The sequence below is a fragment of the Amycolatopsis granulosa genome (assembly GCF_011758745.1).
GTDB lineage: Bacteria > Actinomycetota > Actinomycetes > Mycobacteriales > Pseudonocardiaceae > Amycolatopsis_E > Amycolatopsis_E granulosa.
In genome coordinates this window covers 5395833-5422138 of sequence record NZ_JAANOV010000001.1, presented here as the reverse complement: position 1 = coordinate 5422138, position 26306 = coordinate 5395833, and the positions used below count along the sequence as shown (strand labels likewise).

27 protein-coding genes are annotated in these 26306 nt (G+C 73.4%); 17 read left to right on the top strand and 10 right to left on the bottom strand.

Annotated features, from left to right (window positions below):
* The first annotated feature begins 4 nt into the window (after nt 1-4).
* The gene (locus FHX45_RS26700) at nt 5-745 is read left to right on the top strand and encodes an IclR family transcriptional regulator (protein ID WP_167107620.1); all 741 of its coding nucleotides are present in this window, start codon (nt 5-7) and stop codon (nt 743-745) included.
* Nucleotides 746-773: 28 nt separating this feature from the next.
* Nucleotides 774-944 (top strand): hypothetical protein, encoded by a 171-nt coding sequence (locus FHX45_RS26695; protein WP_167107617.1) that lies wholly within the window; start codon nt 774-776, stop codon nt 942-944.
* A 38-nt stretch (nt 945-982) separates the two neighbouring features.
* Here FHX45_RS26695 and FHX45_RS26690 read toward each other — a convergent pair whose 3' ends face one another.
* Nucleotides 983-1822: an SAM-dependent methyltransferase gene (locus FHX45_RS26690; RefSeq protein WP_167107614.1), complete on the bottom strand. Its 840-nt coding sequence runs from the start codon at nt 1820-1822 to the stop codon at nt 983-985.
* A gap of 161 nt (nt 1823-1983) precedes the next feature.
* On the opposite strand from FHX45_RS26690, the gene FHX45_RS26685 reads away from it, so the two are divergent.
* On the top strand, nt 1984-3186 hold the full coding sequence (locus tag FHX45_RS26685; RefSeq protein ID WP_341771622.1) for a M20 family metallopeptidase: 1203 nt from the start codon (nt 1984-1986) through the stop codon (nt 3184-3186).
* Between the two features lie 241 nt (nt 3187-3427).
* Here the strand turns inward: FHX45_RS26685 and FHX45_RS26680 are convergent, their stop codons facing one another.
* Nucleotides 3428-4930 (bottom strand): FAD-dependent monooxygenase, encoded by a 1503-nt coding sequence (locus FHX45_RS26680; RefSeq protein WP_167107611.1) that lies wholly within the window; start codon nt 4928-4930, stop codon nt 3428-3430.
* A gap of 80 nt (nt 4931-5010) precedes the next feature.
* On the opposite strand from FHX45_RS26680, the gene FHX45_RS26675 reads away from it, so the two are divergent.
* The 6 genes from FHX45_RS26675 (at nt 5011) to FHX45_RS26650 (ending at nt 10925) form a co-directional block, all read left to right on the top strand.
* Nucleotides 5011-5721 (top strand): TetR/AcrR family transcriptional regulator, encoded by a 711-nt coding sequence (locus FHX45_RS26675; RefSeq protein WP_167107608.1) that lies wholly within the window; start codon nt 5011-5013, stop codon nt 5719-5721.
* A 239-nt stretch (nt 5722-5960) separates the two neighbouring features.
* A complete protein-coding gene (locus tag FHX45_RS26670) occupies nt 5961-6902 on the top strand; it encodes a sensor histidine kinase (RefSeq protein WP_167107605.1) in 942 nt (313 codons plus the stop codon).
* Nucleotides 6903-7019: 117 nt separating this feature from the next.
* Entirely contained in the window at nt 7020-7895 is an 876-nt protein-coding gene (locus FHX45_RS26665) for an AAA family ATPase (RefSeq protein WP_167107602.1), read from the top strand.
* On the top strand, nt 7892-9277 hold the full coding sequence (locus FHX45_RS26660; RefSeq protein ID WP_167107599.1) for a vWA domain-containing protein: 1386 nt from the start codon (nt 7892-7894) through the stop codon (nt 9275-9277). Before FHX45_RS26665 ends, FHX45_RS26660 begins: the two co-directional genes overlap by 4 nt.
* A 76-nt stretch (nt 9278-9353) precedes the next feature.
* On the top strand, nt 9354-10319 hold the full coding sequence (locus FHX45_RS26655) for a hypothetical protein (RefSeq protein WP_167107596.1): 966 nt from the start codon (nt 9354-9356) through the stop codon (nt 10317-10319).
* Nucleotides 10320-10691: 372 nt separating this feature from the next.
* Entirely contained in the window at nt 10692-10925 is a 234-nt protein-coding gene (locus tag FHX45_RS26650; protein ID WP_167107593.1) for a hypothetical protein, read from the top strand.
* A gap of 126 nt (nt 10926-11051) precedes the next feature.
* Here the strand turns inward: FHX45_RS26650 and FHX45_RS26645 are convergent, their stop codons facing one another.
* Both FHX45_RS26645 and FHX45_RS26640 read right to left on the bottom strand, forming a co-directional pair.
* A complete protein-coding gene (locus FHX45_RS26645) occupies nt 11052-11681 on the bottom strand; it encodes a hypothetical protein (RefSeq protein ID WP_341771621.1) in 630 nt (209 codons plus the stop codon).
* Complete coding sequence (locus FHX45_RS26640; protein ID WP_167107590.1) at nt 11654-12475, bottom strand: class I SAM-dependent methyltransferase; 822 nt, start codon at nt 12473-12475, stop codon at nt 11654-11656. Before FHX45_RS26640 ends, FHX45_RS26645 begins: the two co-directional genes overlap by 28 nt.
* 44 nt (nt 12476-12519) lie before the next feature.
* Between FHX45_RS26640 and FHX45_RS26635 the strand changes: the two genes are divergently transcribed.
* The 4 genes from FHX45_RS26635 (at nt 12520) to FHX45_RS26620 (ending at nt 14767) form a co-directional block, all read left to right on the top strand.
* Entirely contained in the window at nt 12520-13029 is a 510-nt protein-coding gene (locus FHX45_RS26635) for a CGNR zinc finger domain-containing protein (protein ID WP_167107587.1), read from the top strand.
* 134 nt (nt 13030-13163) lie between these two features.
* Nucleotides 13164-13763, top strand: a complete 600-nt coding sequence (locus FHX45_RS26630) for a sulfite oxidase-like oxidoreductase (RefSeq protein WP_167107584.1) — start codon at nt 13164-13166, stop codon at nt 13761-13763.
* 1 nt (nt 13764) lies between these two features.
* Nucleotides 13765-14496: an FAD-binding oxidoreductase gene (locus FHX45_RS26625; protein ID WP_167107581.1), complete on the top strand. Its 732-nt coding sequence runs from the start codon at nt 13765-13767 to the stop codon at nt 14494-14496.
* 1 nt (nt 14497) lies between these two features.
* Nucleotides 14498-14767, top strand: coding sequence for a DUF6510 family protein (locus FHX45_RS26620; RefSeq protein ID WP_167107578.1), 270 nt, complete (start codon nt 14498-14500; stop codon nt 14765-14767).
* Here FHX45_RS26620 and FHX45_RS26615 read toward each other — a convergent pair.
* The gene (locus FHX45_RS26615; RefSeq protein WP_167107575.1) at nt 14764-15462 is read right to left on the bottom strand and encodes a hypothetical protein; all 699 of its coding nucleotides are present in this window, start codon (nt 15460-15462) and stop codon (nt 14764-14766) included. The two genes, FHX45_RS26620 and FHX45_RS26615, sit on opposite strands and share 4 nt — an antisense overlap.
* Nucleotides 15463-15621: 159 nt before the next feature.
* Between FHX45_RS26615 and rraA the strand changes: the two genes are divergently transcribed.
* Nucleotides 15622-16092 carry a ribonuclease E activity regulator RraA gene (gene rraA / locus FHX45_RS26610; RefSeq protein ID WP_167109496.1) on the top strand — a complete coding sequence of 157 codons (471 nt, stop codon included), beginning with the start codon at nt 15622-15624 and terminating at the stop codon, nt 16090-16092.
* 11 nt (nt 16093-16103) lie between these two features.
* Here the strand turns inward: rraA and FHX45_RS26605 are convergent, their stop codons facing one another.
* The 3 genes from FHX45_RS26605 to FHX45_RS26595 are packed head-to-tail and all read right to left on the bottom strand — an operon-like array spanning nt 16104 to nt 19625.
* Nucleotides 16104-16916: an FAD binding domain-containing protein gene (locus FHX45_RS26605; RefSeq protein WP_167107572.1), complete on the bottom strand. Its 813-nt coding sequence runs from the start codon at nt 16914-16916 to the stop codon at nt 16104-16106.
* Nucleotides 16913-17383 carry a 2Fe-2S iron-sulfur cluster-binding protein gene (locus tag FHX45_RS26600; RefSeq protein WP_167107569.1) on the bottom strand — a complete coding sequence of 157 codons (471 nt, stop codon included), beginning with the start codon at nt 17381-17383 and terminating at the stop codon, nt 16913-16915. Before FHX45_RS26600 ends, FHX45_RS26605 begins: the two co-directional genes overlap by 4 nt.
* Before the next feature lies 1 nt (nt 17384).
* Nucleotides 17385-19625, bottom strand: coding sequence for a xanthine dehydrogenase family protein molybdopterin-binding subunit (locus FHX45_RS26595; RefSeq protein ID WP_167107566.1), 2241 nt, complete (start codon nt 19623-19625; stop codon nt 17385-17387).
* Nucleotides 19626-19770: 145 nt separating this feature from the next.
* Here FHX45_RS26595 and FHX45_RS26590 point away from each other — a divergent pair, with 145 nt between their 5' ends.
* From FHX45_RS26590 to FHX45_RS26580, 3 genes are all read left to right on the top strand, one after another.
* Complete coding sequence (locus FHX45_RS26590) at nt 19771-20016, top strand: hypothetical protein (protein WP_167107563.1); 246 nt, start codon at nt 19771-19773, stop codon at nt 20014-20016.
* 142 nt (nt 20017-20158) lie between these two features.
* Nucleotides 20159-22327 (top strand): ATP-binding SpoIIE family protein phosphatase, encoded by a 2169-nt coding sequence (locus tag FHX45_RS26585; RefSeq protein ID WP_167107560.1) that lies wholly within the window; start codon nt 20159-20161, stop codon nt 22325-22327.
* 68 nt (nt 22328-22395) lie between these two features.
* Nucleotides 22396-22836: an ATP-binding protein gene (locus FHX45_RS26580; RefSeq protein WP_167107557.1), complete on the top strand. Its 441-nt coding sequence runs from the start codon at nt 22396-22398 to the stop codon at nt 22834-22836.
* A 135-nt stretch (nt 22837-22971) separates the two neighbouring features.
* On the opposite strand, the gene FHX45_RS26575 is transcribed toward FHX45_RS26580, so the two are convergent.
* Together FHX45_RS26575 and FHX45_RS26570 are read right to left on the bottom strand one after the other, a co-directional pair.
* Nucleotides 22972-24396: an ATP-binding protein gene (locus FHX45_RS26575; protein WP_167107554.1), complete on the bottom strand. Its 1425-nt coding sequence runs from the start codon at nt 24394-24396 to the stop codon at nt 22972-22974.
* The gene (locus FHX45_RS26570; protein WP_167107551.1) at nt 24393-26051 is read right to left on the bottom strand and encodes an FAD-dependent oxidoreductase; all 1659 of its coding nucleotides are present in this window, start codon (nt 26049-26051) and stop codon (nt 24393-24395) included. The genes FHX45_RS26575 and FHX45_RS26570 overlap by 4 nt, the downstream gene beginning before the upstream one ends.
* Nucleotides 26052-26306 lie beyond the last annotated feature (255 nt).

Below are 26306 nucleotides of genomic sequence, written 5' to 3'. Positions count from 1 at the left end.
ACCGATGATCCAGTCCGTCGACCGGGCGGTCCGCGTGCTCGCCGTGCTGCAGGCGGAACGGCGGTTGAGCCTGTCCGAGATCGCGGCCCGGCTCGGGCTCGCGCCGTCCACCGTGCACGGGATCATCAAGACGCTCCAGGCGCACGGCCTGGTGCTACAGGACCGCGACTCGGCCCGCTACCGGCTCGGGCCCGCGGTGCTCAAGCTGGGCAACGTCTACCTCGACACCCTCGAACTCCGCTCCCGCGCGCTGACCTGGGCCGCGGAGCTGGCGCGCACCACCGGGTGCGCGGTGCGGACCGGGGTCCTGCTGCCGGGCGAGGTGATGATCGTGCACCACGAACCGCGCCCGGACGGTTCCCGCCAGATGCCCGAGGTCGGGATCGTCATCCCGGCCCACGCGAGCGCGCTCGGCAAGGCGATGCTGGCCTGGTCCCCCGATCTCGCGCCGGAGCCGTTGCGCAGCATGACCCGGGACACCATCACCGACCCGGACGAACTGGCCGGGCACCTGGAGCGGATCCGCGGCGAGGCGCTCGCGACCGAGGTGGAGGAGGCGGTGATCGGCGAGTGCGGCGTGGCCGCGCCGATCTTCGACGCCGGACAGGACGTGGCCGGCGCGATCGGCGTCGTGGTGCCGATGACCGACTGGCCGCCCGGACCGGCCGTCGACGGCGCGGTGCGCGAGGCCGCCCGGGCGATCTCCCGGGAACTGGGCGCGCCGGGCTGGCCGGGACGGGCATGACCGGGACCCGCACGGGTACCCCGCGGGCATGACGACCTCACCGTTCGAACCCGACCCCTACCTGAGCGAGGAGCGCATCGCGGCCGCGGACGCCGGCCCCGGCGCGCCGGAACCGGCGCCGGGGTTCGGGCCGCGCGGGGCCACCGCCGACGACGAACACCGCACGGACGCGGCGGATCAGGAGCGCGAGGACTCCTGATCCGCCCCGTGCGGCACACCTCCGGCAGAAGGCAGCGCTTACGGTTTGCGGCCGACCGCCCCGACGATGCACTGCGCGGCAAGGCTGAGCGGCGCCAGGCGCGGGCCGTCCGGCCACCACTCGTCGCACGCCGCCAGGCCCGGCTCGGACACCGCGTTCGGCTTGACCAGCTCGAGCCCGGACAGCATCTCCAGGATCTCCGCGCGGGTGCGGAACCGCCCGGCACCCATCGGCCCGTGGACCAGGATGTTCTCGATCCGCTTGGCCACCTCGGTCAGTTCCGGCACCTCGGGGTCGAAGAAGTGCGAGAACACCACGTAGGAACCCGACGGCAGCGCATCGATGTAGCGGCGCATGACGGCGGCCGCACCGTCGCCCTCGAAGTGGTGCATGGTGCCGACGTGCAGCAGCACCAGCGGCTCGGCGAAATCGATGTGGCGCCGCACGACCTCGTTGTCCAGGACCTTCGACGGATCGAAGATGTCCGCCTCGGTCATGTGGACGAACTCGTTCTCCTCGAGCAGCGCGCGGCCGTGGGCGAGGACGACCGGATCGTTGTCCACGTAGACCACGGTCGCCTCGGGGTTCGCGCGCTGCACGATCTGGTGGGTGTTCTCCGCGGTGGGCAGCCCGGAACCGCAGTCGAGGTACTGGCCCAGCGTGGTCTGGTTGGCCAGGAACCGGCAGGCCCGGTTGAGGAAGCCGCGGTTGCCGCGGGCGATGTCGACCGCTTCCGGGACCGCCTCGTTGATCTTCCGCATGACCGCGCGGTCGACCTCGTAGTGGTCCTTGCCACCGAGGAAGCCGTCATAGATGCGGGCGATGCTGGGCCGGGTCGGGTCGACACCGACGGGCACCTGGCTGGGCGAAGAAGCCATCACGTACACCTTCTCGCGAGCGGGCGGGTCGACATAGCGTAGTGCTTCGCCTCCGCGGCGTGAAAGCGCCGTCCCGGCCGCCGCCTGGCCTCTTGCGGGACGCGCAGGCCGGCCGCAGGCTCGTGCCGGGAGGATCACCCGAGGGAACTGGAGCCGGTGCCGTGACCGATGTGCGGGCGTTGCACGAGTGGGTGCGGGGACACCGCGCGCAGATGATCGGCGACCTGGCCGCCTGCACCGGTCTGGAGACGCCGAGCACCGACCGGCTGCTGCTGGAGGCCGGCCTGTCCTGGCTGGACGGCTGGGTGCGCGCGCGGCTGGGCGAGCCGTCGTCGGTGCAGGTCACCGGGGGCGGCCGGTTCGGCGACGTCCGGGTGTACGACTACGCGGGCTCGGACGCGGCGCCGGTGCTGTTGCTGTGCCACTACGACACCGTGTGGCCGCCAGGGACCCTCGCGCACTGGCCGTTCACAGTGGACGGTGACCGGGCGACCGGGCCGGGCGTGTTCGACATGAAGGCCGGGCTGGTCCAGGCGGTGTGGGCACTGCGGGCGCTGGATGCGGCGGGCCTGCCGCGTCCGCCGGTGCGGCTGCTGCTCAACGGCGACGAGGAGATCGGCAGCCCGGTGTCGCGGCCGGTGATCGAGTCGGCGGCGGCCGGGGTGCGGGCGGCGCTGGTGTTCGAGGCGGCGGCGGGCGGCGGGGTGAAGACGGCACGCAAGGGCGTCGGGATCTACCGGGTCACCACGACGGGCGTGGCGGCGCACGCCGGGCTCGACCCGGCCAAGGGCGCGAGCGCGGTGGACGAGATCGCCCGCGTGGTGCTCGCGCTGCACGGCCTGACCGATCCGGCGGCCGGGACGACGGTGAACGTGGGCGTGATCTCCGGCGGCACCCGGGGCAACGTGATCGCCGGGTCGGCCTCCGCCGAGGTCGACGTGCGGGTGTCCACCGCCGCGGAGGCCGGGCGGATCGAGGCGGCGCTGGCCGCGCTGACAGCCGCCGACCCGCGCGCGACCGTGACCGTGGCGGGCGGGTGGAACCGTCCGCCGATGGAGCGGTCCGCGGGGATCGCCGGGCTGTTCGCGCTGGCGCGCGGGCTGGCGGCGCAGCTGGGGGTCCCGCTGCGGGAGTGCGCGGTCGGCGGCGCCAGCGACGGCAACTTCGTGGCCGCGCTGGGCGTTCCGGTGCTCGACGGCGTGGGCGCCGTCGGCGACGGAGCCCACGCACGGCACGAGCACATCAGCGTGGCCGGGATGCTGGAGCGGACCGCACTGGCGGCGGCCGTGCTGACCGAACTGGACGGACCGGCCGGTGCTCACCCGCCGCCGGGGAAGGCGCGGCCCCGCGGGGAGAGCCGGTAGCCCACCTCGAGGCTGTCGAGCGGGCCCAGCTCCGTGAGCCGCCGGACCCGGTGGTTGAAGACGTCCCGCGGCGGCGCTGGGACGCATCGCGCAGCGCGCGGATCCGGTGCGGCAACCCGCAGCCCGATCCGATACAGCCGCCCCTGCCCGCGGTCCGGCATCCCGGCGGGCGAGCCCGTACCCGGCGGCGCGGGCGGTCACCGAGGCGAGCGACCACCCCGGCGCGCCGCCGGACGCGCCGTCAGCGGCCGGTCACCCGGGTCAGCACCCGCTCCAGCACGGCATCCGGATCCGGCACCGCCACCGGCGACCGCCAGGCGACGAAACCGTCCGGGCGCACCAGCAGCGCCCCGCCGGCCGCGATGCCCACCGTCGACAGCCACGCTCGGCTGGGGACCGTCGCCGCCCCCACGGGCAGGCCGAGCCGCGCTCCGGCCTTCGCCGCGGCCTCCGCCCACTCCGGGCCGGCGGCGAACACCGTGAACCCCGACCGCACGAGGTCCAGTGTGGACACTCCCGGCGCGGCCCAGTGGTGCGGCAGGAGCGAGCCCGGCGCACCGTCCCGGCTCGCCGCGACGTCCTCCGTGGACGGTGGCTCGGCCACGGCGCCGATCACGGCCGACGAGTCGTACCGGTAGCCCATGGTCACCATCGGGGCGTTCCAGGCGCCGGCCGCCGCCCGCTCGGCCACCGCGCGCGGGTCCCAGTGCAGGCGCGGGTTCTCCCACCGCAGCACGGCCTGCCGCGTCACCAGCTCGGACACCGCGTGGCGCTCGTCGTGGTAGGTGTCCAGCAGGCTCTCCCCCGCCTGCCCCGCCAGCACCATCGCCAGTTTCCACGCCAGGTTGTGCCCGTCGGCCAGGCCACTGTTGAGACCGAAGGCGCCCAGCGGGGGAATGGCCCGGGCCGCGTCACCGGCCAGGAACACCCGCCCGGCCCGGAACTGCCGGGCCATCCGCAGCGTCGGCCGCCACCACTTCGCCGCGATCACCCGTACCGGCACGTCCGCGCCCAGCGCCGTGCGCACCAGCTCCGCCGGCGCCGCCGGCGCCCCGGTGTGCAGCACCCACCGCCGCTCGCCGACGCTGAGCAGCATGCCGCGCACACCCGGGTGCCGGATCTCGGTCATCACCGGCATCGCGCCGAAGAAGCCGACCAGGTCGGCCTCGAACAGGATGTTGCGCACCGGCTCGCCCACCTCACCGGGGCCGGTGGTGCCGATCCCGGCCGCCGGCCGCACCACGGTGCCGACCCCGTCCGCACCGACGAGGTACCGCGTCCGCAGCGCCCGGCCGTCGGACAGGGTCACCGACACCCCGTCGGTGTCCTGGGCCACCGCCGTCACCGCGACCCCGAAGTCCACCCTCACGCCCCGCTCGCGCGCGGCGGGCAGCAGGGCCGCGTCCAGCCGGTCCTGCGGGTAGTGACCACGCGGCGTCTCCGGCGAGAGGTCCGACTGCGCGAACGGCGGCCCGCTCGGCGTGTGCTCGCGATCGATCTCCGCCACCGTGCGCGCGTCCGCCTTCCACAGCTCGGCCGACCGCACGGCGACGGCGTCCAGCGCCGCGGACAGCCCGGCCTCGCGGAAGAACTCCAGGGTGCGCGGGCTGAGACCGAGCGCCCGCGGGTGCTCCGACAGCGCCCCGCGGCGCTCCACCACGTGCGCGCGCACCCCGTGGTGCGCGAGGAACACGGCGGTGGCCAGACCGACCGAACCACCACCGGCGATCACCACGTCCGACATGGGGTTTCCCCTCTCATTGGGACTTTTGGGAACAGTGTTCCCTCTATGGGAACACTGTACCCGATTCGTACACTGTTCCCATGCCGAGCGCGAAGAACCCGCCCACGATGATCTGGATGCGGGACCGGACCACCCGGACGCGGCCGGTGGTCACCGAGGAGAAGATCGTCCGCGCGGCCATCGAGATCGCGGACGCCGAGGGGCTGGAAGCGTTGTCGATGCGCCGCCTCGCGGCGGAAATGGGCTCCGGCACCACCTCCCTCTACCGGCACGTCGCGAGCAAGGACGAGCTGTTCGAGCTGATGGTCGACACGATCATCGGCGAGGAGCCGCTGCCCCCGCCGTCGGACGACTGGCGCGCGGAGCTGGCCCAGCTCGCCCGCCGCCAGCGGGCCGTGCTGCTGCGGCACCCCTGGCTCGCCCAGCAGGCCGCCCGGTACCCGGCACTCGGGCCGAACGTGATCGCGCGGGCCGACCACCAGCTCGGCCTCGTCTCCCGCGTGACCGGCGACCCGACCGTCGCCGCGATGGTGGTGACCACCCTCAACACCCACGTGCTCGGCGCGGTGTCCGCCGAGCTCGCCGAGCTGGAGGTGCAGCGCCGCACCGGGATGACCGAGGACGAGTGGCGGGACTGGGTCGGCGGCTACGTCCGCCAGGTCGTCGAGTCGGGCCGGTACCCGCACTTCACCCGCCGGGTGCTGGAAGCCGATGATCCCGATCCGGCCAGCCGCTTCGAGTTCGGCCTGGAGTGCCTGCTCACCGGGATCGAGGCGGCCCTGCGCGGCTGAACCGCGGCGACCCCGGTTCGCGAACCGGACCCGCCCGGTCCTCCCCCGCGCAGCGCCGGGACCGGTGAAATCTGCCCTCGCCCGCGCGGCCCGGTACCCTACGGGACGATGAGACGGTCCGGAGTCGTGGTGCGTGCGCGAGACTCGCGCCCGCACGGACTCTTGCGCTGGGGCGGCGGCACCGGACCGGGGGCCGCGGAGGTCGGCAAGCCCGCGGACGTCCGCGGGGAGGCGGCGCGATGACCACGCAGCAGGGCTTCGTGCACGAAGCCCTCTTCTACTCCTCGCCGCAGGAGTACGTGTCCGGGCTGGTCCCGTTCCTGACCGACGGCCTGGCAGCGGGCGACCCGGTGGCCGCCGCGGTGCCGGGCCCGAACCTGGCGCTGCTGCGCGAGGCGCTCGGCGACGACGCGGACCGCGTGCACCTGCTCGACATGAGCGAGGAGGGCCGCAATCCGGGCCGGATCATTCCGCAGGTGCTGCGCGGGTTCGCCGACCGGCACCCGGACGCGGCGCGGGTGCGCATCATCGGCGAACCGATCTGGGCCGGGCGCAGCGCGGCCGAGTACCCGGCCTGCGCGCAGCACGAGGCGCTGATCAACCCCGCGTTCGAGGGCCGGGACGTGACGATCGTCTGCCCCTACGACACGAGCGCGCTGGACCCGGTCGCGATCGCCGACGCGTACGTGACGCACCCGCTGATCCGGCAGAGCGGCCTGCTGCGCGGCAGCGAGACCTACGCGTGGGACGACCTCGTCGCCCGGTACAACGACAAGCTGGAACCGGCCGTCGGCGCGGTGCGCTATCTCGTGCGCGAACCCGGTCAGCTGGCCGGAGCGCGGCACACGCTGGCCGCTTCCGCGCGGGAGTACGGGCTGAGCGAGAACCGCGCCGACGATCTCAAGCTGATCGTCACCGAGCTGGCCAGCAACAGCCTGATGCACGCCGGGACGCCGTGCGAGCTGAACCTGTGGCGCGACGCTGACGAACTGGTCTGCTCCGCCGCGGACGGCGGTCACCTGGGCGACCCGCTGGCCGGCCGGCGTCCCCCCCAGGACGGTCAGCTGTCCGGGCGCGGCCTGCTGCTCGTCAACGACATGGCCGACCTGGTCCGGATGTACCGCGGGCTGGACGGGACGACGATCCAGGTCCGCCTGCGACTGCACGACGACCGGGTGTGACCTCGCGCCCGCGGCGCCGGCGTCCGGCGGGTCCGTGAGTTTGCGCACGACGCCGCACGCCATCGCGGCGGGCAGGCCCAGAATGGTGGGATTGCGCACCAACCGCAGGAGGGGCCGATGCAGGAGCCGTTGTTCGGCTCGGTGGACGAGGTCGTCGAGCGCCTGGCCGGCGCGGGTTACCTGGCGTCCACCGCCGTCGCCACCACCGTCTTCCTCGCCGACCGGCTCGGTAAGCCGCTGCTGGTCGAGGGTCCGGCCGGGGTCGGCAAGACGGAGCTGGCCCGCGCACTCGCCGGAGCCACCGGCAGCGAGCTGGTCCGGCTGCAGTGCTACGAGGGCATCGACGAGGCCCGCGCGCTGTACGAGTGGAACCACGCCAAGCAGCTGCTGCGCATCACCGCCGGCCGCGAGGAGGGCTGGAAGCAGGCCCGCGACGAGGTGTTCAGCGAGGAGTTCCTGCTCCCCCGCCCGCTGCTGAAAGCGATCCGCAACCCCGATCCCACGGTCCTGCTGATCGACGAGACCGACAAGGCCGACGTCGAGATGGAGGGCCTGCTGCTGGAGGTGCTCGGCGACTTCCAGGTGACCGTCCCCGAGCTGGGCACGATCACCGCGAAGCGCCGCCCGTTCGTGCTGCTCACGTCGAACGCGACGCGTGAGCTGTCGGAAGCGCTCAAGCGGCGCTGCCTGTTCCTGCACCTGGACTTCCCGTCGCCGGAGCTGGAACGCGACATCGTCACCCTCAAGGTGCCCGGACTGGACGCACGCCTGGCCGACTCGGTGATCCGGGTGGTCGGTGCGCTGCGCACCATGGAGCTGCGCAAGGCGCCCTCGATCGCGGAAACCGTGGACTGGGCCCGCACCCTGCTCGCGCTCGGCGCCGACACCCTGGACGAGCAGGTGGTCGAGACCAGTCTCGGGGTGATCCTGAAATACCGGAGCGACCACTCGAAGGCCGCGGCCGAGCTGCGGCTGGACACGCTGCTGTCATGACCGGGTCCGCGCTGCCGCGGCGGCTGGTTGAGTTCGTCGGCGCATTGCGCGACCACGGCATCCCCGTCGGTCCCGGTGAGACGGTGGACGCGGCCGCGGCGGTGGCCGCGCTGGGGCTGGCCGACCGCGAGCAGCTGCGGGCCGCGCTGGCGGCGACCGTGTTGCGCCGCGCCGGTCAGCGGGCCGCCTTCGACGCGCTGTTCGACCTGTACTTCCCGGTCGCGGTGGGCGCCGCCGGGCCGGCTGCCGACCAGCCGCGCGACGTCACCGAGCTGCGGGACGCCCTGGTGGCGGCGCTCGCCGCGGGCGACGAGGACCAGTTGCGCGCGCTGGCCTCGGGGGCGATCGAGCAGTTCGGGCGCTACGGCTCGTTCGGCGAGGGCGGCTCCGGCGGCGGGGCGAACGGGATGCGCGGCTGGTCGGCCTACCAGGCGCTGGACCGGGTACGGCCGGAGGCGCTGCTGAACCGGGTGCTCGCCGCGATCCGCACGGACGAAAGCGCCTTCGGCGAGGCGATCGCGCGCACCGAGGCGCAGTCCCGGATCACCCGGTACCGGGAGGCCGTGCAGGCCGAGGCCCGCCGCCGCACGGCGGAGCTGCGCGGGCGGGAGCGGATCGCCCGGTACGCGGTGCCGCCGCAGACCGACCTGGTCGGCTTCACCACCGCCTCCCGCGCCCAGCTGGCCGAGCTGCGCCGCACGATCCAGCCGCTGTCACGCAAGCTGGCCACCCGGCTGGCTTCGCGGCGGCGGCGGGCCCGGCGCGGGCAGATCGACCTGCGCCGCACGTTGCGGCGGTCGCTGGCGACCGGCGGGGTGCCGATGCGCCCGGCGCTGCGGGACCGCCGTCCCGGCCGGCCGGAACTGGTGCTGCTGTGCGACATGTCCGGGTCGGTGGCCGGGTTCGCGCAGTTCACGCTGCTGCTGGTGCAGGCGTTGTCGGACCAGTTCAGCAAGATCCGCTCGTTCGCCTTCGTCGAGCTGACCGACGAGATCACCGGCCTGATCGCTGCGGGGTCGGCGGATCCGGAGGGACTGGCACGGCGGATCCTGACCCAGGCGAAGCTCACCCGCTGGGGCATGAGCAGCGACTACGGCGGCTCGCTCGCGAGCTTCGCGGACGGGTGGCCGGACGCGGTCGGCCCGCGCACATCGGTGCTCATCCTCGGGGACGGCCGGACCAATGGCGGCGACCCCAACCTGGACGCGGTGCGCCGGATCGCCGCGCGGGCCAAGCACGTGCACTGGCTCAACCCGGAGGCGCGAACGTCCTGGGGCACCGGGGATTCCGCCGCGCTGGAGTACGCGCGGGTGGTGCCCATGCACGAGTGCCGCAACCTGCGGCAGCTCACCCGTCTGGTGACCGAGCTGCTGCCCGGCTGACGATCCCCGGTCGTCTCCGCGGAGTGATTTTCCTGCTGCGGTGTGTAAGTGGTGCAGACCAGGGCATCCCGCAGGCATGGCGGGGAGCAGGGTCGGCAGGCGGGCGTTCCTCACCGCGGTACTCGCGGGTGCGGCGACCACGGCCTGCAGCAGCGGTGATGGTTTCTTGTCGATGCCGGCGTTGTCGCGGCTGTCCCCGGGCGGCCCGCCGCCCCTGGAATCCCCGGCCGCCGGGCTGCGCCGCATCCCGGACGTCCAGGTCGCGGCCCACAGCGTCCTCGACGGTCATCTGCTGATCGGCTACTGCGGAGCGCCGGGCAGCCCCGCGCTGGGCCGGATGACCGGCGATCTGCGCACGGCCTCCGCCCAGTTGCGCGAGCTGATCGCCACCTATCCGCGGGACCGGCCGATCGTGCCGGTGGTCGAGCTGATCGCGACCACGGTGAACCCGTCACCCGGGCCGGACGGGATGTACCGCAGCCGCACCGGCGACGGCACGATCGGACGCTACCTGGAGGCGGCGCGAGCGCTCGGCGGGCAGCTGCTGCTCAACATCCAGCCCGGTCGGGCGGACTTCCTGCCGGAGGTCCAGGCGTTCGAGCGCTGGCTGGCCGAGCCGGACGTCGGCGTCGCGCTCGACCCCGAGTGGGCCGTCGAACCCGGGGTCGTGCCGGGCCAGAAGTTCGGCCGCACCACGGGCACGGAACTGGACGGGGTGGCGGCGTACCTGTCCTCGATCGTGGCGCGCCACCGGTTGCCGGAGAAGATCATGGTGTACCACCAGGTGGCGGTGTCGGTGGTGCAGGAGCCGGCCGGCCTGACGCGGCACAACGGGGTCGCGGTGGTCAACGTGGTGGACGGCATCGGCAGCGCCGACGCGAAGAAGACGACCTGGGACCTGGTGATGCAACACCGGCCCGACCACGTGCAGGCGGGGTTCAAGCTCTTCTACGAGGAGGACACCCGCGGCGGGAAGCCGCTGATGACGCCCGAGCAGGTGCTGGCACTGCAGCCCAAGCCGGTCTACGTGGTCTACGAATAGGGCCCCCGAGTACGGGGCAGTTGGGAGTCCGCACTCGGGGGCCACTCGCCTGCCACGCCGCTCCGAGGGGGAGTTCGAGCGCCGGGCAAGACGGCGGGGCCGGAGGTTTCGTGCCCACCCTCCGCGCGGGCCTTAACCCATGAATCGAGGCGAAACCGGGGCGTGTTACCGGCCGGTCCTCACCAGTTCAGGGGATCCAGGAGATGTCGTCCGGGTCGCCGCCACCGTGATTCTGCCGGGAATTGTGTGAGCTGGGTCGCATACTCCGCAACCGTACTGATTGTTGAACGATCCGTCAACACAGTTGCCACATTGTTGAACAATCCTCTAGTCTGTGGTGCACCACACCTCTCTGCGAAAGGTGCTCCAGCGATGACCGCGTCCACCCTGACCCACCGTGACGCCGAGTTCCTGAAAGCGGTTGCCGAAGGCCGCGTGGAACTGACCGCGAGCAGCGAGCCGCACGTCTACGTGGACGGAATGTCCTGCTGCGACCAGTTCGGCGCACGGATGCTGATCCACGCCGGCCTCGTCCGCCGCGTGCCCGGTACCGGCGCGCGCATTCCCGCCAAGCTCACCGACGCCGGCCGCGAAGCCCTGCGCTGACGCTCACCGCACCGTCCGCATCGTCCGCAGTGGACGCCCGGGGGGACGGCGGCGAACGCGGGCACGCCGAGGATAGGCGTCACCACGCTCACCGCCCGGGACGTACCGGGGTCCTCCACTGTGGAGCTACAACGCCGCGCGGCCGTCGGCGAAGAAGCGGTGGATCTCCGCGGTACCACCGAGTTCCCGCAGGGGGCGGGCGGCCCCGAAGGGCGCGGTCCAGAACGGACCCGTCCGCGGCCGGTGCGGTCGGACGTAGGCGTAGGGCTCCGGCAGGTGGGCGTCCCCCGCGCAGATCCCGTAAGTCGCCTCGTCCACCACGACCGCCAGGTCGAAGTGCTCCGGCCACAGCACCGGCGGCACCGCGGGTGCGAACGCGCGCAACGCCTCCTCGCCCTCGGCGAACGCATGCAGGATCAGCCGCGCCGGCTCCGGATCGAGGCGGACCTCCTCGTCCGGCCGAACGCCGGAACCACCGGCATAGGCCCCGGCCGGTGCGCCCGCCTGCACACCGGCCTCGGCGCCGAGATCGGCGTAACGCCGCCCGGCGACCGGGATCCGCTGCGCACCGGCCACGAGCAGATCGCCGTCGAGGCGCAGGTCCGGCTCGCCGGTGGTGGCGAACCCGCCCGGCGTGATCCGCAGGCGGATGCCGTGACCGGCCCGGAACTGGGGACCGGCCAGCAGCAGCTCCGCGATGCCGTGCAGCGACCGGCGCGTCGGCACCATCACGGCTTGCGGGCGGTGACGAGCCACGCGGCCGATTCCAGCCAGACCCCGCCGGGCGTCTGGTAGGGCACCAGCGCCTCGGTCAGGGCGGCGGTCGCCCGCGCCACGGTGTCCGCCGGGCACCGGGCGAGGATCGCCCGGAACATGGCGCCGTGGCGCAGGAAATCCGCCGCCGACGCGGCATCCGCGCCGAGCCGGACCGGCTCCCGGAGCTCCGCCACCCCGGCACCGGTCAGCCCCGCCCCGGCCAGCACCTCGCGCAGGTACTCCGGCCGCGCGAAGGAGAACATCCCCGGCCCGGGCGACGTCACGCCGCTGGTGTCGGCGTACCGCCCGATCACGTCCAGCGGGAGCGCCCGGTGCTGGTTCTCGCGCAGGTCCCGCCAGCACAGGAACGCCACCCGGCCACCGGGCCGCAGTGCCCGCGTGACGTTGGTGAACGCGGCGAGCGGATCGTCGAAGAACATCACCCCGAACCGGCTCAGGGCCAGGTCGAACACACCCGCGCCGAAGTCGTGGACCTGCACGTCGGCCTGGTCGAACCGGATACCGTCGCGGCCCGCGGCACGCTCGCGGGCCACGGCGAGCATCGGACCGGACAGGTCCGCGCCGAGCACCCGCGCACCGCGCCCGGCCGCCAGCAACGCGGTGGTGCCGCACCCGCAGCCGATGTCGAGGACCCGCTCCCCCGGCCGGATGCCGGCGGCGTCGAGCAGGTGGGGCGTCAGGCGGGCCAGCATCGCGTCGTAGTGCCCGGCGTGGGTGGCCCAGTAGCGCCCCGTCTCGCCGTTCCAGTCCCGTGCCTCGTCCTCGTTGACCATCCCGTCACGGTAACGCCGGGACGCCGCATGGGTAACCTGCGAACATGGCCTACGCGCGCCCCGCCGCACCGGACGAGCTGCGGCCGCTCGAGGTGTTCGGCAACTCGGCGCGGTTCCTCTACGACGAGGACCACCTGAGCGAGCCCGGCGCCGCCGCGCGGTGGCTGGCCGGGCACGCGCTGGCCGACCTCACCCTGGACGAGCCCGGGCGGGCGCGGCTGGTGCGGTTCCGGGAGACGCTGCGGGAACACCTGGGCGGCGCCGACGTGACCGCCGAGCTGAACGAGTTCGCCGCCGTGGCGGTGAGCGGACCGCGCTGGCCGGGCCCCGCGCTGGCCCCGGCGGGCGGCGGGGTGGACGGCCTGATCGCCCGGCTGCTGGACGTCCTGTTCCGGGCCGAGGTGACCGGCCGGGCGCGGCGGCTCAAACCGTGCCGCGCGCCGGAGTGCCGGTGGCTGTTCTACGACCGCTCCCCGGCCGGCAACGGCGTGTGGTGCAGCATGGACATCTGCGGCGCGCGGCACAAGATGCGCACCTACCGCGCCCGCCGCTGATCAGCCGGGCGCGGCCGCTCCCCAGCTACGCCGGGAGACCGTGACCCGCGCGTCGCCGGCGACCCGGTTCGGCCGGCGCCCCGTCGCGCACGGCCGCCTAGACTCGCGGTCGACACCTCGGAAAGGGGACGTGGATGGGCATCGTGACTCCCGGGTTCCGGGGCCGGGCGCGAACCGCGGACGAGAAACTGCCGCCCGGGCAGTACCTGGTCGAGGACTTCCCCGTCCTGTCCGCCGGACCGACTCCGCGGGTGCGGACGGAGAACTGGCGCTTCACGGTCACCACGGAAACCGGACGGACGCACGAGTGGTCGTGGGCCGACCTGCTGGCGCTGCCGTCGGAGACACCGACCGTGGACATCCACTGCGTGACGCGGTGGTCGAAGCTCGGCACCAGCTGGCGGGGCATGTCGCTGGACACCCTGCTGGCCGATGTGGACACCGCCGCCGACTACGTGCTGGCCGAGTGTCACGGCGGCTACACCACGAACCTGCCGCTGGAGGACCTGCTCGACGGCCAGGCCTGGATCGCCTACGAGTTCGAGGGCGAGGAGCTCGCTCCGGAGCACGGTGGCCCGGCGCGGCTGCTGGTGCCGCACCTGTACTTCTGGAAGTCCGCCAAGTGGATCGAGGGCCTGCGGCTCACCCTCGACGAGGACCTCGGCTTCTGGGAGGCCGCCGGGTACCACACCTACGGCGACCCGTGGCGCGAACAGCGCTACCAGGGGGACTGACGTGGTCCAGGGCCGGCTGGCGTGGCGGGTCGGGCGCCTCGCCGAGGTCCGCGACGAGACGCCCACCGCGCGCACCCTCGTGCTCGACGTGCCCGGCTGGCCGGGTCACCTCGCCGGGCAGCACGTCGACCTGCGCCTCACCGCCGAGGACGGCTACCGCACCACCCGCACCTACTCGCTGGCCGCGCCCGCCGCCGGCGACCGCGTCGCGATCACCGTGCAGCGCGTCCCCGGCGGCGAGGTGTCGCCGTACCTGACCGAGGTGTTCGCCGTCGGCGACCCGGTCGAGCTGCGCGGCCCCGTGGGCGGGTGGTTCGTGTGGCGGCCCACCTCACCCGATCCGGTGCTGCTCATCGCGGGCGGGGCGGGCATCGTGCCGCTGATGGCGATGATCCGCGCCCGCCGCGCGGCGGGCAGCCGCGCACCCGTCAAGCTGCTGTACTCGGTACGCACCCCGGCCGACGTGTACTACGCCGGCGAGCTGCGCCGCCCCGAGCCCGGTCTGGACGTCACCGTCGTCTACACCCGGAAGGCACCGGCGGACTGGCCGGGCGAGCCGCACCGGATCGGCATCGCCGACGTCAACACGGCGGGCTGGCCCGCGGAGTTCGCGCCGCAGTGCTTCGTGTGCGGCCCGACCGGGTTCGTCGAGACGATCGCGGACGTCCTCGTCGCGCTGGGACACGATCCGCGGCGCGTCAAAACCGAACGTTTCGGGCCCAGCGGGAGCTGACATGAGCGAGCTCTTCGAAGACGGCAACGCCCTCGCCGGACCGGTCGGCGAGATCTTCGCCGTGGACATCACCGGCGCCACGACCCGGTGCGTGAGCTGCGGCCGCGCCGACGCGGTCGCGGCCCTGCGTGTCTACCGGCACGCCCCCGGTCTGGTCGCCCGGTGCCCCGGCTGCGACGCGGTCGTGCTGAAGCTGGTGCGCGGCCGCGACGCGGCGTGGCTGGATCTCACCGGCACGTCCAGCCTGCGCATCCCGCTGCCGGAGGGTTAGGCGCGCGCGGGCCACCATTGCAGGCCCGCCACCGCCGCGAACACCGCCCCGCCCAGCGCGAACGTCCAGGCCGGACCCAGGACGGTCCGGTCCGGACCGTAGTCCTGCCAGGCGGTGACCACCACGCCGGCCACCACGGCGGTCCCGGTCACCACGAGGACGGTCGCCCGCCGGCGCGGATCGCCACCCGGCCCGCACCCCCGGTGCAGCGCGGCCGCGGCGCCGATGGCGGCCAGCACGAGGATCACCGCGACGGTGATCACCCCCGGCGGGCCACCGGTGAACACCGCGAGGACCAGCACGACACGCGCGATCGCGCACCCGGCCGCCCCCAGCGCAGCCGCGCCCAGCACGTGCCGCACGGGCCGCCGGGCGCCCGGCGCCGACGGCGGCGCGGGCCGCCGCAGCCCGGACCCGAGCACCGCCAGCCCGGTCACGGTCAGCACCGCCAGGACCACCGCGGCGACGGTCAGCAGCAGCGTGGTGGACCGCGGCAGGTACTCGACCGGCCCCTCCTCGGAGATGCACGTCGCGCTCGGCGGGAAGTACCTGCGCTCGGCCGACCGGGCGCCCGGGCAGGAGTCGTCCAGATCGAACCAGGACGGCATCGCCGACTCCACGACGATCGACCACACCAGCCAGCCGGCGAGCCCGGCCCCGGCCAGGGCCCGCGCCACCGAAGGAGAGATCGTCACCCCCCGATCCTGCCACCCGGCCCGTGTCGGCCTGGTCACCGGCGAGGCCCCGCCCACCCCGGGCAAGGTACGTTCGCCTGCGCAGGCCGTGCTCGGCCCGCGGGCGACCACGACGAAAGGCGAGACAGCGTGACGGCATCCTCCGCCGGGTCCTCCTCGGTGTCCTTCTCCACTGCCGACCTGGTCGACGAGCACGGCGACGAGCTCCGGGTGTGCGACACGCAGTTCCGCCAGTTCGGCGGCGAGCGGGTGTTCTCCGGCCGGGTCCGGACCGTGGCCTGCCACCAGGACAACGGTCTGGTCAAGCAGGTGCTCGCCACGCCGGGTGAGGGCGCGGTGCTGGTGATCGACGGGCGCGGCTCGCTGCACACCGCGCTCAGCGGCGACCTCATCGCCCGGTCCGCGGCCGACAACGGGTGGGCCGGCCTCGTGATCAACGGCGCCGTGCGGGACAGCGCGGTGCTCGCCGGACTGCCGATCGGCATCAAGGCGCTGGGCACGACCCCGAGGAAGAGCGCCAAGGCGGGCACCGGCCAGCTGGACGTGCCGGTCGGCTTCGGCGGCATCACCTTCCACCCGGGTGACCTGCTCTACGCCGACGACGACGGCGTCGTCCTGCTGGCCGGCTGAGCAGGCGGCCCTCACCGCCCGGCGGCCACCAGCGCCCGCTCGGTCAGCACGCGGGCAAGGTGCTGCCGGTACTCCGCGGTCGCGTGCGCCTCGTCGGCCGGGGAGGTGCCCTCCGCGGCCAGTGCCGCCGCCTCCGCCGCCGACGCACCGGAGGCCAGCGCCGCCTCGGTGGCCGGCGCACGCAACGGCGTACCGCCCATGTTGATCAGCGCGACCGCGCCGCCCGCGACCACCACACCGGCGATGGCCCAGTCCAGCGCCCGCCGGGTGAACTTCTCGAACCCCCACCCGGCGCCGTCCTGCACCGGCACCCGCACCTCGGTCAGCAGCTCCTCGGCCGCGAGCGGGGTTTCGAACGGGCCCTGGAAGAACTCCGCCGCCCGGATGCGGCGCTCCCCGTCCGGGCCGCGCGCCACGAGCACCCCGTCCAGCGCGAGGATCGCGGCCGGCAGGTCGGCCGCCGGGTCGGCGTGGACGAGCGAGCCGCCGATCGTCCCGCGGTGCCGGATCTGCTGGTCCCCCACCGACCCGGCGACCCGCGCGAGCACCGGCGCGTGCTCGGCGAGGACCGGGTCGTGGTGCAGGTCGTGGTGGCGGGTCAGGGCACCGATGGCGATCTCGCCGCCCTCGGCACGCACGTACCGCAGCTCGTCCAGCGGTGCGATGTCGACGACCACCTCCGGCACGGCGAACCGCAGCTTCATCAGCGGCAGCAGTGACTGCCCGCCGGCCAGCAGCTTGGCGTCGTCACCGTGCTCGGCGACCACCGCGAGCGCTTCGTCCACAGAGGACACCCGGCGGTAGGTGAACGCGGCCGGGATCACCGCTGCACCTCCTGTCCGGAGGCGTTCATCACCGCGTTGACGATGTTGTGGTAACCCGTGCAGCGGCACAGGTTCCCCTCCAGGCCGTCGCGGACCTGCTGCCGCGTCGGCCTCGGGTTGTGCGCCAGCAGCGAGACCGAAGCCATGATCATGCCCGGGGTGCAGAACCCGCACTGCAGGCCGTGTTCCTCGCGGAACGCGCGCTGCAGCGGGTGCAGCCCGCCGTCGTCGCCGCGCAGTCCCTCCAGCGTGGTGACCGCGTGCCCGTCGGCCTGGGCGGCCAGCACGGTGCACGACTTGACCGACTCGCCGTCGAGGAGCACGGTGCACGCGCCGCAGGACGTGGTGTCGCACCCCACGTTCGTCGCGGTCAGCCCGGCCCGTTCCCGCACGAAGTGCACCAGCAGCGTCCGGTCCTCGACCTCCCCGGTGACCGTCCTGCCGTTGATCTCGATCGAGACCTTCACCTCAGTTCGCCTTCCTCGCGTCGGTGATCGCCTGCCAGACCCGTAGCGGGGTGGCAGGCATGTCGAGATGGCGCACCCCCAGGTGGGACAGCGCGTCGACCACCGCGTTGTGCACCGCCGGCGTGGAACCGATCGTGGCGGCCTCACCGATTCCCTTGACCCCCAGCAGGTTCCGGGTCGTGGGCGTCTCGGATTCGACCAGCTCGAAGTCGGGCAGCTCGGGGGCGGTGATGAACGAGTAGTCGGCCAGGGTGGCCGTGGTCGGGTTGCCGTCGGCGTCGTAGTTCATGACCTCCAGCAGCGCCTGCGCGACACCCTGGCCGAGGCCGCCGTGCCGCTGACCCTGGAAGGTGAGCGGGTTGACGACCGGACCGGCGTCGTCGCAGGCGATGATCCGCTTCAGCACGACCTTCCCGGTGAGCGTGTCGACCTCGACCACGGCGAGGTGCGCACCGAACGGGAACGTCGGCGTGCCCTCGCCGAACCACACGTCCGCGGTCAGCTCCGCCTGCCCGGCCACCTGCGCCCAGGTCACCGGCCCGCTGGCCGGCGCGCCACGCACCCGGAAGCCACCGTCGGCCAGCTCGACGTCGTCGGCGGACGCCTCCAGCAGGTCCGCGGCCAGCGCGCGGGCCTGCTCGATGACCTCGTCGGCGGCCTGACGCAGCGCGGACCCGCCCAGCTGCAGCGACCGCGACCCGAACGTGCCGACGGCCCTGGGCACCTCGTCGGTGTCGCCGTGCCGGATGGTGATCTTGTCCATCGGCACGCCGAGCTGGTCGGACAGCAGCATGGCGAGCGTGCTGTCCAGACCCTGCCCGTGCGGTGAAGAGCCGGTCCACGCGGTGACCGAGCCGTCGGGGTTGATCAGCACCCGCCCGCTCTCCCCGCCGGAGTCGCCGCCGGTGATCTCGACGTAGGCGGCGATCCCGAGCCCGAGCGCCACCGGGTCGCCCGTTTCGCGGCGGCGGGCCTGCTCCGCGCGCAGCCCGGCGTATCCGCCTGCCGCCAGGACCCGGTCCAGGGCCTGGACGTACTCGCCGGTGTCGTAGCTGGCACCGGTCGGGGAGGTGTACGGGAACTCCTCGGGCCGGATGAAGTTGACGCGCCGCACCTGCGCCGGGTCCATGCCGATCTCGGCCGCGAACAGGTCCATCGCGCGCTCGATCGCCGCGGTCGCCTCGGGACGGCCCGCCCCCCGGTAGGCCGCGACCGGCGTGGTGTTGGTGACGACGGCGCGGCTGCTCGTCTCCACCTTCGGGAAGTGGTAGACGCCGGTGGCCATCAGCTCGGTCAGCGTCGGCAGGAACAGCGCGCGCGGGTAGGCGCCGGCGTCCTGCACCACCTCCAGGCGGAAGGCGAGCACGGTACCGTCGCGGCGGCCGCCGATGGTGACCGTGTTCTGCTGCGCCCGGCCGTGGGTCATCGCGACCAGGTTCTCGCTCCGGGTCTCCGTCCACCGCACCGGCCGCCCGGCCCGTTTCGCCGCCCAGCCCAGCACCACCGGCTCCGGGTCGGCGCCGATCTTCGCGCCGAACCCGCCGCCGACGTCCGGGGTGATCACCCGCACGTCCGCCGACCGGACGCCGAGCCCCTTCGCCACGGTGGAGCGGGCGATCTGCGCGTTCTGGGTGGACAGCCACAGCGTCAGGCGGCCGTCCGCACCCCAGGCGCACGCCGCGCCGCGCACCTCCAGCGGCGCCGGGGCGACGCGCTGGTTGACGATCGTGCGCGTGAGGACGACCTCGCAGTCGTCGAACGCCCGGTCGTCGAACTCGCCGCCGGTGGTCTGCAACACGTTGGTGCCCGGCTCGGGGAACAGCAAGGTCTCGCCGGCGAGCGCGCCGTCGATGCTCGCCACCACCTGGAGCGGTTCGTAGTCGACGTCGACGAGTTCGGCGGCGTCGGCGAGCTGGTAGCGCTCCGCGGTCAGCACGAGCGCGACGGGCTCGCCGACGTACCGGACGACTTCGCCGGCGAGCCACGGTTCGACGACCGGTCCCGTCCGGCGCGGTGCGAGGTCGAGGTCGGCGGCCGTGTACACCGCGACGACGCCGGGCGCCGCCAGCGCGGCGGAGGTGTCGATCGAGGCGATACGCGCGTGCGCGATCGGGCTGCGCACGAACATCGCGTGCACCGCCCCGGTGAGCGCCTCCGCCCGGAGGTCCTCGACGTAGGTTCCGCCCTGCGTGATCAGCTGCTGGTCCTCGATCCGGACCACCCTGGTGCCGACGATGCTCAAAACTGGCCTCCCACTACGGATACTGCGCGACTATGCCTCGCCGCGCGGCGGAAGTCACCCTCCGAACGGCAGTGGCAGAATTTTGTCGGCCGTGGTCTGTTCTGCCACTCGTCTCGGCCAGTCGATCACAGCATCCTTTCCGGATATGCGATGGCTGAACCGAGTCCGCACCGGACTGCGCGAATTCCTCACGACACAGGCCGAGCTCGCCCAGCGGCACGACCTGCTGAACCGCCCCTGGGAGGAGGACCACCTGCACTGGGCCTTCGACGGCCAGCGCTGGCAGCTGCACGGGCACCTCGCCCCGCCAGGTACCCGCCAGGGCAGCACCACCGGCTCCGGATGGTGCCCGGCCGTCGCCACCACCCGGGCGAAAATCCCTGTGGCGTAACGGGATACCCGGCAATTCCGGCAGGTCGCGGACCTCCCGCCCGCTCCGGACCACCGGATCGATCCCACATCCGGTCGCAACCGTGTCACCGTCGCGCTCACCGGGTTAGGCTGACAGCCGCCGACGAAGGGGAGCGCGATTGATGAGCGGGCGGCAGGCGGACGACACCAGCACGGGGCCGGCCAGTATCGCGCCGTTCGGCCTGTCGGGCACCGTCGGGCTGGCCGCGGAGCTGCGCGCCGGAGCCGGGCACGCCCCGGACCTGGCGAGCGCGGCGCGGGCCGTCGTGGAGCGGCTGCGGGACGGGTTCCCGGACGCCGCCCGTCCGGCGTCCGTGGAGTTGTTCATTGTGGACGATGACGCGGCCCCGGTCCTGGTCGCGGCGACCGGCGAGGCACGGTTCCGGGACGTGCTGGCCGCGGGGATCGCGTCCCGGCCGGCCGCCGAGAAGTGCCCGGTGCTGCCGTTGCGCGGGGCGCTGGCCTTCGGCGGGCCGCTGACCGCGGGCCGCACGTTCTGGATCGTGGTGCCGGCCGCCACCGGGCTGCCCGCGCAGTCCGCGCGCGCGATCGCGGTCGGCGTCCGCGCCGGCCTGCTGGCACACGGACCGGCCCGGGAACGGGAGGAGGCGCTGCGGGCCTACGTCGAGCTGCTGGAGGCGACCTCCTGCGCCCGGGGCGCGGAGCTGGAGAGCGCGGTCGACCGGGTGGGCGCCGAGGCCGAACTGGTGGACTCGCTGCAGACGATCGGGCAGCGGCTGACCGCGCAGCTCGACATCGACACGCTCGTGCAGGACGCGACCGACGCGGCCACCCGGGCCACCGGCGCCGGGTTCGGCGCGTTCTTCTACAACCTGATCGACGAGATCGGCGAGTCCTACACCCTCTACACCCTGTCCGGGATCCCGAAGGAGACGTTCGACGGTTTCCCGATGCCGCGCAACACGCAGGTGTTCGGGCCCACGTTCAAGGGCAGCGGGATCGTGCGCAGCGACGACATCACCCAGGACCCGCGCTACGGGCACAACGCGCCGTACCACGGCATGCCGGAGGGGCACCTGCCGGTGCGCAGCTACCTGGCCGTGCCGGTGATCACGCCCACCACGCGGGAGGTGCTCGGCGGGTTCTTCTTCGGTCATCCCGAACCGGGGCGGTTCACCGAACGGCACCAGCACCTGGCCGCCGGGATCGCCGGGTACACCGCGATCGCGCTGGACAACGCGCGGATGTTCGCGCGGCACCGGTCGATGGCGATGGAGCTGGCGCGCAGCATGCTGCCGGCGGTGCCGGACATCCCGGGGCTGCGGATCGTGTCGCGGTACCTGCCGGCGGCGGTGGGGTCCGAGGTCGGCGGCGACTGGTTCGACGTGATCCAGCTGCCCGGCGGGCGGACCGCGTTCGTGGTCGGCGACGTCGTCGGACGCGGGGTGCCGGCGGCCGCGGTGATGGGACAGATGCGCACCGCGATCCGCTCGTACGCGCTGCTGGACCTGCCCCCGTCGGACGTGCTCCACAACGTGTCCCAGCTGGCCCGGTCCACACCCGGCGCGGAGTTCATCACCTGCCTGTACGCGGTGCACGACCCGATCGACGAAACCCTCACCTACGCCAACGCCGGTCATCTGCCGGCGGTGCTGATCGACGCGGACGGCACGATGCGGCAGGTCGCGGAGGCGCTGGGGATGCCACTGGGCGTCGGCGAGCAGTACCCGCAGGAGCAGGCACCCTTCCCGCCCGGGATGCGGCTCGTGCTCTACACCGACGGGCTGGTGGAGAGCCGGACCCGCGAGCTGGGCGCGGGGATCGACGCGCTGCTGGCGGGGCTCGCGGCGCTGCCGGGCGAGGACGACGACCTGGACGCGGCGTGTGACGCGTTGATCGAGCAGCTGACCGGCGGCCGGCACGACGACGACGTCGCCCTGCTGTACGTGGACCACCGGGGCGCGCACCGGCGGGTCGCGACCCTGGCTCTGACCAGGGAGGTCGAGCTGAGGGCGGTGCGTGAGTTCGTCGCGGGCCGGATGGCGGAGTGGGGTCTGGCGGAGGTCGCCGAGGCCACGCTGAAGGTGGCCGAGGAGCTGGTGACGAACGCGGTGCGGCACGCGTCGGCCCCGCTGACGCTGCGGTTGTTCCACGACGGCCGGCGGTTGACGGTGGATGTCGCGGACCGGACCGGCACGCTGCCGCACCTGCTCGCGACCGGGGGGATCGAGCAGCGCGGCCTGCGGATCGTGGATTCGGCCGCAGCGCGGTGGGGCACGCGCACGACGCCGGAGGGCCGGGTCGTGTGGGCGGAGCTGACCACGCCGTGAATCCGGGTGTGTATTCCGTGCACGGTGGGTAATCCCCGCGCGACGAGACACACACCGAGGGGATTTCGATGCACGCCGGAGATCAATGCCTGCACCGGAAGGTGCCGGCCCGGTCGCGCAACGCGACGATGCTCAGGCACCTCCTCACCCGCTGGGCGAACGCGGTGGATCTGCCCGAGGACACCACCGACGCGATCACGCTGGCGGCGTACGAGGCCATGATCAACGTCGTCACGCACGCCTATCCCGCCGGGGCGGACGGCCCGATGGAGCTGTCGGTGGAACTGCGTGGCGCCACGGTGGACGTGACCGTGAGCGACCGGGGCCGCTGGCGGCCGCCCGCGCCGGACCCGGGCCCGCTGCACGGCCGGGGGCTCCCGCTGATCCGCGCACTGTCCGAGCGGGCGGACATCAGCCCCGGCGCGGGCGGCACCACGGTGCGGATGCGCTGGCCCGTTCCGGCGAGGAGCACCTCCCACTTCGACCTGGCCACCGCCGCCGGCCACTGACGACCAGGGCCGGCCGTCCCGCCCGCTGAGCCCATCGTCGTGCGGTGCAGCCATCGCGACGCGGTGGAAGCGCGCTGATGTCGGCGGGCGCGCCGCGGCACGACGCGGCGCCAGGACCGGGCGGGAGCGAGGGCCTCACTCCGAAGCTTGCTCCGTGGTCGGCAGGTACACCTGGAACCGGGTGTTGCCCGGCTCCGACTCGACCTGCAGATCGCCGCGGTGGCGGTCCACCACGATGCGCCACGAGATGTCCAGCCCCAGGCCCGTCCCCTCTCCCACCGGCTTGGTGGTGAAGAACGGTTCGAAGATCCGCTGCTTGGTCTCCGCCGCGATGCCCGGGCCGGTGTCGCCGATCTCGATCAGGACGCGGTCACCCTCACGAGCCGTGCGCAGGGTCAGGGTGCCCTCGCCCTCCATCGCGCTCACCGCGTTGTCGATGATGTTCGTCCACACCTGGTTCAGCTCGGCGCCGTAGGCCGGCACGGTCGGCAGGTCCCGGTCGTAGTCCTTCACGACCTCGATCCCGGTGCCGAGCTTGCCCGCGAGCATCACCAGCGTGGAGTCCAGGCCGTCGTGCACGTCGATCCACTGGTGCGGCGCCCGGTCCATCTGCGAATACTGCTTGGCCGCACCCACCAGCGCCGAGATGCGCGTGGTGGAGTCCTCGATCTCCCCCATCAGCATCTCGGTCTCCAGGGCGTACGCCAGCCAGCGCAGGGCACCGTCGAGCAGGGCATCGCCCACGGACTCCAGCACGTGGTCCAGGCTTTCCGCCGTCAACCCGGCCGCGACGAAGATCGGGGCGAGGTCCCAGCCCTGCTCGATGTCGCGGTCGGCGAGCCAGTCACCGATCTCGTCCTCGCGGTCGGCCTGCTGCATCGCCGTCAGCGGGGGCGCGTCGGCCACCTGTTTGACCAGCCGCTCCTGGACGTCGATCAGCTGTTCCAGCAGATCGGGCTCGATGTCCCGTTTCGCCAGTATCGCGAGTTTGTGACGCATCCCGGCGACCCGTTCCCGCAGCGCGGCCGTGGCCCGCACCGCGGCGGCCGCCGGGTTGTTGAGCTCATGGGTCAGCCCGGCCGACATCTCGCCGAGCGCGAGCAGGCGGCGCCGCTGCCCGATCAGCGCGTCGCTGTTGCGCCAGCCGAGGTAGGTCCCCTCGAGCAGGTGCGTGGCCATCGGGAACCAGCTGCGGAACTGGTCGGCGAACTCCCGCGCGGGCAGCGTCAGGAACGTCAGGTCGGTGATCGCGTACACCGACGTGGCGTAGCGCTGCTCGTGCTGCCCGTAGAAGAACTGCGTCGCGCCGCAGTAGGAGCCGCGCTGGTCGGAGCGGATCGTCTCCACCTCGCTGCCGCCGACCAGCCGGGTCATCCGCAGCGCTCCGGACAGCAGGACGTAGAAGCAGGTCGCCGGTTCGCCCTCGGTGATGATGGCGGTCCCGGCCGGGTAGTGCTCGAGCGTGACGTGAGCGAGGATCCAGTCGAGCTGGTCGTCGGTCAGACTCGTGAACAGGAACAACTCCCGCAGGAACTCGCGGGTCAGCTGCGGCTCGGTCATCGTGCCTCCAGATAGCGGTGCACGAGCGAGACGGCCATCGCGCCCTCGCCGACGGCGGAGGCCACCCGCTTGACCGACTGCGACCGGACGTCGCCGGCCACGAACACCCCGGGGATCGACGACTCCAGGTGGTGCGGGTCCCGGTCCAGGGTCCAGCCCGGCGGTCGCGTGCCCTCGACCACGAGATCGGGGCCGGTGCGGACGAAGCCGTGCTCGTCGCGCAGCATCTCGTCACCGAGCCACTCGGTGCGCGGGGCCGCCCCGATGAACACGAACAGGTGCCCGGTCGGCACGGTTTCGGTGATGCCCTGCTCCTCGTCGCACAGCGTCAGCGCTTCGAGGTGATCGGTCCCGTGCGCCCGCAGCACCGTGGTACGGGGTCGGACGTGGATGTTGCCGATCGCCTCGATCTGTTCGATGAGGTAGTGCGACATGGACGCGTGCAGCGACGGGCCGCGGACCAGGATCGAGACGTCCTTGGCGTACCGGGAGAAGAACACCGCGGCCTGCCCGGCGGAGTTGGCGCCACCGACGATGTAGACGTGCTCGCCCGCGCACTCCGGCGCCTCGGTGGACGCGGAACCGTAGAACACACCGCGGCCGGTGAGCTCGGCGACGCCCTCGGCCTGCAGGGCGCGGTAGGACACCCCGGTGGCGAGGACGACGGCGTGCGCCGCGATCTCACTCCCGTCGCCGAACCTGACCACCCGCGCCGAACCGCGGGCCTCCAGGCCGGTCACGTCCCGCGCGGTGAGCACCTCGGCGCCGAACTTCTGGGCCTGGCGGCGGGCCCGGTCGGTCAGCTGGGCTCCGGACACGCCGTCCGGGAAGCCAAGGTAGTTCTCGATGCGGGAGCTCTGCCCGGCCTGCCCGCCGGTGGCCCGGCGCTCGACCAGGACGGTGCGCAGCCCCTCGGAGGCGCCGTAGACGGCCGCGCCGAGGCCGGCCGGACCGCCACCGATCACGACCAGGTCGTAGAACTCCGCCGCAGGCCGGGTGGACAGCCCGACCGCGTCGGCGATCTGCTCACCGTCGGGTTTGCACAGCACCGTGCCGTCCGGGGTGATCAGCACCGGGATGTCCTCCGCGGCCCGGTCGGCGGCCTCGAGCAGGCGGCTCGCCTCCGGCTCGTCGACCGAGTACCACCGGTAGGGCACGGAGTTGCGGGCGAGGAAGTCCCGCACCTTGTACGACGGCGAGGACCACCGGTGCCCGATCACCTTCGTCTCCGCCACCGGCCGTTCGCCGGCCGCGCGCCATGCTTCGACCAGCGCGTCGACCACCGGGTACAGCTTCTCCTCCGGCGGATCCCACGGCTTGAGCAGGTAGTGGTCGACGTCGACGACGTTGATCGCCTGGATGGCCGCGTCGGTGTCGGCGTAGGCGGTGAGCAGGGCGCGCCGCGCGGACGGGAACAGGTCCATCGCCTGCTCCAGGAACGTGATGCCGTCCATCTGGGGCATGCGGTAGTCGGCGAGGATCGCCGCGACGGCGTCGCCGCGCAGCTTGATCTCGCGCAGCGCGTCGAGCGCGTCCGCACCCGAGGCGGCGCGCACGACGCGGTAGTCCTGGCCGTAGCGGCGGCGCAGGTCACGGGCGACGGACCGGGACACGGCCGGGTCGTCGTCGACGGTCAGGAGGATGGGCATGCTCACGCTGCAAACCCTACGACCTCGCCGGGGACCGGGGTCAGGACTTTCCCCACGAGACAGCCACGTCGTGGTCTCGTCCTGCTGCCGCCGGCCGCCCGTGACGATCACCGGGACCGGTTCCGGACCGGCCGCGGAGTCCGCCGAAAAGGCCCCTCGACCTGCCGGGGCTCCGCCACCACCGGCGTGCCCGGGCCGGGAGGTCCCGGCGCGCCCGGCACCGGTGGCCACGGCGCGAAGAGGCACGGTCACGGGCCTGTG